The organism is Geitlerinema sp. CS-897 (assembly GCF_028368005.1).
GTDB classification, from domain to species: domain Bacteria; phylum Cyanobacteriota; class Cyanobacteriia; order Cyanobacteriales; family Geitlerinemataceae; genus Baaleninema; species Baaleninema simplex.
The window spans coordinates 1-6,109 of record NZ_JAQNCQ010000058.1; the positions used below are offsets into that span (position 1 = coordinate 1).

At 49.1% G+C, this 6,109-nt stretch carries 8 protein-coding genes; 4 read left to right on the forward strand and 4 right to left on the reverse strand.

All coding sequences use genetic code 11. The annotated features are described in order from the left end of the window. Nucleotides 1-430 precede the first annotated feature (430 nt). Nucleotides 431-598 (reverse strand): metallothionein, encoded by a 168-nt coding sequence (locus POG22_RS03090; RefSeq protein ID WP_071591973.1) that lies wholly within the window; start codon nt 596-598, stop codon nt 431-433. Between the two features lie 357 nt (nt 599-955). On the opposite strand from POG22_RS03090, the gene POG22_RS03095 reads away from it, so the two are divergent. Further along, nucleotides 956-1,153, forward strand: coding sequence for a CopG family antitoxin (locus POG22_RS03095; protein ID WP_498903559.1), 198 nt, complete (start codon nt 956-958; stop codon nt 1,151-1,153). A gap of 54 nt (nt 1,154-1,207) precedes the next feature. Further along, nucleotides 1,208-1,858 (forward strand): type II restriction-modification system restriction endonuclease, encoded by a 651-nt coding sequence (locus tag POG22_RS03100; RefSeq protein WP_498903561.1) that lies wholly within the window; start codon nt 1,208-1,210, stop codon nt 1,856-1,858. 11 nt (nt 1,859-1,869) lie between these two features. Here the strand turns inward: POG22_RS03100 and POG22_RS03105 are convergent, their stop codons facing one another. From POG22_RS03105 to POG22_RS03115, 3 genes are all read right to left on the reverse strand, one after another. Further along, nucleotides 1,870-3,015, reverse strand: a complete 1,146-nt coding sequence (locus tag POG22_RS03105; protein WP_498903562.1) for a DNA cytosine methyltransferase — start codon at nt 3,013-3,015, stop codon at nt 1,870-1,872. 71 nt (nt 3,016-3,086) lie between these two features. Beyond that, a complete protein-coding gene (gene murJ, locus POG22_RS03110; RefSeq protein WP_498903564.1) occupies nt 3,087-4,700 on the reverse strand; it encodes a murein biosynthesis integral membrane protein MurJ in 1,614 nt (537 codons plus the stop codon). Beyond that, nucleotides 4,631-4,855, reverse strand: coding sequence for a hypothetical protein (locus POG22_RS03115; RefSeq protein WP_498903565.1), 225 nt, complete (start codon nt 4,853-4,855; stop codon nt 4,631-4,633). Before POG22_RS03115 ends, murJ begins: the two co-directional genes overlap by 70 nt. Between POG22_RS03115 and sfsA the strand changes: the two genes are divergently transcribed. Together sfsA and POG22_RS03125 are read left to right on the forward strand one after the other, a co-directional pair. Then, on the forward strand, nt 4,854-5,588 hold the full coding sequence (gene sfsA, locus POG22_RS03120) for a DNA/RNA nuclease SfsA (RefSeq protein ID WP_498903567.1): 735 nt from the start codon (nt 4,854-4,856) through the stop codon (nt 5,586-5,588). The two genes, POG22_RS03115 and sfsA, sit on opposite strands and share 2 nt — an antisense overlap. A 145-nt stretch (nt 5,589-5,733) precedes the next feature. After that, nucleotides 5,734-6,072, forward strand: a complete 339-nt coding sequence (locus POG22_RS03125; protein ID WP_017659443.1) for a P-II family nitrogen regulator — start codon at nt 5,734-5,736, stop codon at nt 6,070-6,072. Nucleotides 6,073-6,109: the final 37 nt, after the last annotated feature.

Consider the following 6,109-nt stretch of genomic DNA (forward strand, 5'->3'; position numbering starts at 1 on the left):
CACGCTCAGATGGGGTAAGATGGTGATGGCTCATTGGTTCGATCTTCAATTAGGTAATTATTCATGAAAGATCGAAGTATAGCCGATGAGCCTTTATTCGTAAACCCACCGGTGTTGCATTTCATTTTTGAATCGGCGAATAAAAAATAGATATTTGTAAGACGTAGTTCGATGAGAAAATATTTCAGACAAAGCACTAAAATTCAAATCGCTATTTTTCAGGATTTGGTCAGGCGGGTTAAACTCGGTCATAATTTTAAACCCCTCATTGACATTTGTTGATTTTGTGAAGAAGTCGAGTAAAGTCTAGTGTAGCTTAATCCAAAATCAACGTTATGTTGGTATTCCGAGTCTAAAATTAAACTTTCCGTACAGTCTTGAATTATGAAATCCTCCCCTCCCCTCTCGCGAGAGGGGAGGCGAACCAAACTTAAGCGTGGCAGGTGCAACCCTGGTGTCCGCAACCGCTTCCGTCGGGATGTCCGTTCGCGCAAGCTTCGCTGCAATAGTACTGACCGTCTTTCTCGACGGCTTTATCCGTGTCTACGACGCACAAGCAAGACTCGCAGGCGCATTTCATTTGCGTAACGGTGGTCATGGCACTTTGTCCTAAATGCGATCGACATCTGAATAGATTTTCAGATGTTTTGACTTTACCACCGCACAACGGGCGATCGCCGGACTGTCATAAAAACTTAACTATTTCCTACCTCGGGAAGTCCCATCCGCGTTACCACCCAACCCGAGACGCCTCCAGTAATACTCCATCCTTTTCCGATAAGCTGGGTTTTAAGAAGTCTTCACCACAGAGACACAGAGGACACAGAGAGGGGCTTGTCTGACTGGGGCAAACCCGTGTTTGAGATTCGGATTCCGTATAAGCCCGACCCAAAAGCTGAGTAAAATCGACCTATCTCGAACCAATGGCACGTCATCACGCCGAATGGAGGAACCCATGACTCGCGAAACGATTCCCCAAACTGACTCGATTCAAGAATTAGCCGAATTTTGGGAGACTCACGATCTCACAGAGTTTGAAAACCAACTCGAAGAGGTGGAAGAACTGGTGTTCGATCGCGAATCGATCGCTACCCCCAATTCCAATAATTTCAACTCTGCAAAGTCTGAGGTTGCAAAGCCCGATTGGATTTGACATTTGTGTGAATTTGTGATACTAAATTCAGTCTAAAAAATTTCAAAATTTCCGATGACATCCGACCTTACAAAATCTGCCTTTTTAACTGAAGCCCAAAAATTCTCCGAGATTCAAAGTTCCTGTAACGAATCTTCCTTATATGGCGTCACCGATGGTAAAAAAGTCGGAACTTATCTCGAGCAAAAATTTAACGACTATCTCGAGCAGTCGTACACCTATGTTAAAGGAAACGCCGCATCTGGAATTGATTTTCCAGAATTAGAAGTTGATGTCAAAACTACCAGTATTCGTCAACCTCAGTCATCCTGTCCTTTTAAATCTGCACGACAAAAAATATTTGGTTTAGGGTACGACCTACTAATCTTTGTTTATGAAAAATCAGACAACCACCCAGAAAAAACCAGTCATCTAAATATCCATCATACGATATTTGTCGAGCGACAACATACAGCGGACTATCAAATGACGCGAGGTATCCTCGATATTTTAAATCGTGAAGGGAATAGCGACGATTTAGTTGCGTTTATGCTCGATCGCAATCTACCTGTAGACGACATTGAAGCCTATAGCATTGCAGGGGAAATTTTAGAGCATCCACCAACCCAAGGTTATCTCACGATATCTAATGCGTTGCAGTGGCGGTTACAGTATGGTCGAGTGATTCAAAAAGCCGGGTTAGTTCGAGGTGTTATGCGCCTTTGAGAGTTGAATGTCTAAATTAGAGACAAGCTGAGTTGTTGAGAGGTTTCAGAGAAGTCGATCGACTCCTCTCGAATTAACTTACGAATCACCCAAGATGCCATTTGCGGCGGAAACGCATTACCGTATAAACTGTATTGATGGTAAACCGATAAGCAATCGCAACGATCGTCTGGAAAACCTTGTATCCGAGCATACTCGATATTCGTTAAGCGACGATAGCGATCGCCCACTTGGTATCGTTCGTAATGACGGCTCGTAGTTGAAGTTAGCGTCGGTGCTAAACCATCAATTCCATAAATTGTATAGCCCATTCTAGAGCCGCCTTTTTGGTTGTACAAGACTCGAACGCCGTTAATTAACTTATTGACGAAAACACTCGATTTGAGTCGTTCTAAAGTGTCTTCAGTAAAATCAAAACTCGCCTCGGGATTGGCTTCTAAAATCTCCGCTAATTTTACTAATGGCTGAGCTTCAGAAAATATCGATAAATCGAGGTCGTAAAACTTTCCGTTTTTAGCCATTCCCCAGGCTTTGAATTTTTTAGTATGGCTTTCAATAGGATTCCAAAAGGAGAAGTTTGCCAGAGCCGCCGATTTTTCGATCGATACCCCTGTAAAATCTTCTGAAGTAGCAAGGTGAGAAACAATTCGTGAAGAATTTGGCGTTCCCACAATCACAATTCGTTCTCGATTTTGCGGCAAGCCAAAATTGGCAGCGTTCAAAAGCCGCCATTCCACAAGATACCCCAACCGAGAAAGCGAATCGAGAATCGCAGCAAAATGAGAGCCGCCTTGCATCGATAACAGGCGTTTGACATTTTCGAGGACGAAATATTGAGGTTGTCGCCATTTCAAAATTTTGACAATTGCCTCGAATAACGTCCCTCGCGGATCGCAAATTCCGAGTTTTTTACCTGCACTGGAAAACGGTTGACAGGGAAATCCCGCCGTCAGCAAATCGTGAGGGGGAATCTCATCGAGAAACTGCCAAATATCCCCCTTGACAAAGTTCGATAGATGGGACTTTTTCCTGTAAACCTTAGCGGCGTTGGCGTCGATATCGTTTGCCCACACCGTTTCAATTCCCAATCGATCGCACGCCAGTCTAAATCCGCCAATTCCGGCAAATAACTCAACGGCTTTTAAAGAATCGTTCATGGTGAAAAGATCTAAATTCAAACGCGATCGAGGAAAAAATAAAACGGACAATTCAACCATCTTAGCAGCTCTCACCGCCCCAACTTCTGACGAATGCGACGGACGAACAAATCCACCTCGGGAAGTCCCATCCGCGTCACCACCAAACCGAACAGTCCCAATCCTACAAAACCCGCGATCGCCAACTCCAACAACAACAACAAAAATCCCGGTTCCACAACCGACCGTTGCATCAGCGCAAACGCGCCCCAACCGGCAAACCCCGACACCACACTCAACAGCGTCAGCCACACCACCGGAGTCGCCCATTCGCGCCAGGGAATGCCGTTAATCTTACGATCGAGCAACACCAACAATGCCACCATCGAAATAATATTGACCCCCACCGTCGCCAACACCAACCCCGGCGCACCAAACCAATTAATAAACAAATAGTCCAACAAGGCATTGAGGAAAATATTCACCATACTGACGCGAAACGGCGTATCGCCATCGCCGAGGGCGTAAAACACTCGCACCAACACATCGCGCCCCAAATAGACAAACATTCCCAACCCATAGGCCATCAAAATCGCCGCCACGAACTCCGACGCCGCGCGATCGAACGCATATCGTTCGTAAACCACCTGTACGATGGGCATCGCCAACGCCACCATCAACGCCCCCAACGGCAACATCGACAACGCCGTTAAAATCAAGCCCTGGCGAATTCGCAACTTTAACTCTCCCCAATGTTGCGGGTCGGACAACCGCGAAAAAATCGGCAGCATCGGCACTAAAATCGCATTGGAGAGAATCCCCAAGGGTGTCTGTACCAACAGCCCCGCATATCCCAAGGCCGAGGCGGTTTGGGGAATGAACGAAGCAAACCACAAATCCGTATAAACGTTAATTTGCATCATTCCCGAGGAAAACGTCGCCGGCCCCATCACTTTCATCACCTCGCGCACCCCCGGACGCCAAAACTCGAACCGCAGCCGTAGGGTTCCCAACCCTTCCCGCCACTGCACTACCACCTGCACCAACCACTGCAACACTGCCCCGAGGAGAGTTCCCCACGCCAACACCATGCCGCCGAGGGTGGCATAGCGGGGGTCGGTGATGTTTTCCCCTAGATACAAGGCGAGAAAGCCCAAACCCCCCAGGAGGGCAACGCTGGAAAATAAAGGACTAATGGAGGGCAACCAGTACATATCGGCGGCGTTCAAGGTGCCGAAGCCAATGCCGATGAGTCCCGCCAGCAACGCCATCGGTGCCATGATGCGAAACTGATCGATCGCGATCGCGCGAATTTGCTGACCCACCTCCGTCCCCGATAATCCCGGTGCCACTAAGTCCACCAGGGGACTGGCGAAAATCACGAGGGCGATCGTTACCAACAACAACACGCCACCGACGAGGGTAGTCATGGTTTCGATGAGGGGAGCGGCATCTTTTTTGTCCCGTTTGGCGACGACGCTGACGATCGCACTGTGAAACGGGCCGTTAATGCCCCCAAGGAGAACTAACAAGAAACCGGGGATGACGTAGGCATAGTTATAGGCGTCCACCGCCGGACCGACGCCAAAGGCGGCCGCGATCGCCTGTTGGCGAATCAAGCCGAACAGTTTACTAATTAAGGTGGCGGCGGCGACGATACCCGCAATAGACGCCAGCGATCGAGCAGTTTTATTGGGTTCAGCCACAAACGATACAAAGGTGCGAGGTGTTCCCAAATATTTAACCGCAAGACCGTCACATCTTTGTACAATTCAGGTCGGGTCGCCCTTGCGATCGCGCCCGATTTCAGACTGTTTAGAGGCGATCGCCGCGTCCCCAAAACCTCAAAACATTTCCTCATGACCGCCGATTTCGTCTATCGCTATCCCCCCCTGTATTCAGGAACCCTAGTTCGCCGCTACAAACGCTTTCTCGCTGATGTCGAACTCGTCAACGGCGATATCGTCACCGCCCACTGTCCCAACACCGGGCCGATGACCGGCGTTTGCGATCCCGCCTCCCCCGTCATGCTGTCCTACAGCGACAACCCCAAACGCAAATATCCCTTTACCTGGGAAACGATTCAAATGCGCGACGGCAGGCGTACCTGGGTGGGGATTAACACCGCCTTACCCAATCGGGTGATGAAAACGGTTTTAGAAAACCACCAAATCCCCGAATTGGGAAATTACGAGTCAGTTCGCAGCGAAGTCCGCTACGGAACCGACCAAAAAAGCCGTATCGACTTCCTACTTTCTGGCGGCGACGCGGAGAAACCCATTTACGTAGAAATCAAGAACACCACCTGGGCCAAAGACAGCTTGGCGTTGTTCCCCGATACCGTCACCGAACGGGGACAGAAGCATTTGCGGGAGTTAACCGCCCTCGTAGACGCCGAAGACGCCCGCTGTGTGATGTTGTACTTTATCAACCGAGGCGACTGCGATCGCTTTTCACCCGGAGACGATGCCGATCCCCAGTACGGCCAGTTACTTCGCCAAGCCGTCGAGATAGGTGTCGAAGTTTTACCCTGTCGCTTCGACGTAACCCCCGATGGATTGAGGTATTTGGGACTGGCAACCCTGGAATTATAGGGAAATTTCCCGGTAGAGATGCCCTCGCTGCATCGCCGTTCCCACAGTAGACGTATAATCTGTTACAAAATATGCCAGGTTGTCAGTGGTAATAAAAAGCCATGCTGACGCAGGACTAGCTTGATAATCATAAGGAGTTTTTGGCGTGAAAAAGGTAGAAGCCATTATTCGACCGTTTAAGCTCGACGAAGTCAAAATTGCTTTGGTAAACGCGGGTATTGTGGGAATGACCGTCTCTGAAGTGCGGGGGTTCGGTCGCCAGAAAGGCCAAACCGAGCGGTATCGCGGCTCGGAATACACGGTTGAGTTTTTACAAAAGCTCAAACTCGAAATCGTTGTGGAAGACGATCGCGTGGACATGGTGGTAGACAAGCTTTCGGCGGCAGCTCGAACTGGCGAAATCGGCGACGGGAAAATTTTCGTCTCCCCTGTCGAAACCATCGTTCGCATTCGGACGGGCGAAAAAAACCACGAAGCCATCTAGCTCTCGTTGGGTTTATCGGTGCGGGGCGATCGCGCGA